Raw genomic sequence first — 1,110 nt, 5'->3', positions numbered from 1 at the left:
CCCTGACGCCAAACTGGCCGGCATCCATGCCGGCCACCCTTCGGGCTTTTCCTTCGCCCACCTGCCGCTGCAGAGGGGGGGGGAGAGCGGCGCGCAGTTGCGCGCACTTTTCATGGCTGCGAAGGCAGAGGCAAGGGCATGGGCGAAAGGCGAAGCCCATGCGGAAGCTGAAGTGAATGTAGAGCGGCACGTGGCGCGACACGGTGGGTCAGCGGTCGATAGGGCTTAATGCGTTGCCGGAATACTGCGGCTCACGTTCAACTGAGCGAATGCCGGCGGATTCTTCGGGCAACGATGATTGCTGCGATGCCAAGCATCCAAAGCATCCCGGCCAGACTGTGCAGGAACCTCACAAAAAGCTCTGCCGAGAAAAAGGGGTTGAAGGCGCCGACGATGAAGATGTCCACCAGGTAGCCATAGACAAAGCTCCCCATGTCGTGGCCAAGGACGAAGCATGGATGAACCGCGTTCTCCCCCAGATTGCAGCCGAGCCGACTCGCGACCTCGATGACGATGAAGTTCCCCAGCAGCGGGATGGCCAACAGGATAAAGAACATGGCGACCGGGGCGACGATGCCCCAAAGAAGCACGCGCAGGCGCTTCAGTACCGGATCCACGGACAGGCGGACAGCTCGAGTGCGCGCTTTTTCGGTGGCTTCCAGCTTCGCGACGGCTTTCTCAATGGCGGCAGTTTCTGCAAGTCGCAGTTGCTCATCTGCTTTCTCGTGGGTGTAACCCCTGCTTTCGAGCACGTCCAGAAGCGCCGCGGCCGCTTCGGGTACGAGGCCGCCCTGTTTGTAGCGGTGCAACAGGAGGTTGGTCGGCATGGCATCGAATTGCTCGATGAAGCTCCTTTGCCTGGTGTCCATGGATTCTTCCCTGATTCGCGATGGTCTGCTGGACGCTGGCGCGTGGCCCTGCGTCATCGTCGATGCAACTGCCCGGCATTGTCCATGGGCTTCATTCCGAGTGACACCGGGGCCCCTGCTGGGTCCCCCCTTCTTGGCCTGGATGATTTGATGAAGAAGAGCGGTTTCGTCCTCCTTCGGAGGGCGAGTCACTTCTCTTTGCGTGGCCAAAGAGAAGTAACCAAGAGAAAGGCCACCCCGC

The 1,110-nt window shown here is 60.5% G+C and carries 2 protein-coding genes; one reads left to right on the top strand and one right to left on the bottom strand.

What is annotated here, in order from left to right; genetic code table 11:
* The coding region (locus C693_RS24110) for a hypothetical protein (protein ID WP_206740660.1) at positions 1–229 on the top strand (229 nt) is incomplete at its 5' end.
* A gap of 28 nt (positions 230–257) precedes the next feature.
* Here C693_RS24110 and C693_RS0112510 read toward each other — a convergent pair.
* A complete protein-coding gene (locus C693_RS0112510; protein WP_017462621.1) occupies positions 258–869 on the bottom strand; it encodes a hypothetical protein in 612 nt (203 codons plus the stop codon).
* Positions 870–1,110: the final 241 nt, after the last annotated feature.

The organism is Dyella ginsengisoli LA-4 (assembly GCF_000334915.1).
Taxonomy (GTDB): Bacteria; Pseudomonadota; Gammaproteobacteria; order Xanthomonadales; family Rhodanobacteraceae; genus Dyella_A; species Dyella_A ginsengisoli_A.
This window is presented reverse-complemented; position numbering and strand designations above follow the sequence as displayed.

Coding starts and splice junctions, on each gene's coding strand:
- C693_RS0112510 (WP_017462621.1), bottom strand. CDS start 869: ATGGACACCAGGCAAAGGAGCTTCATCGAGCAATTCGATGCCATGCCG.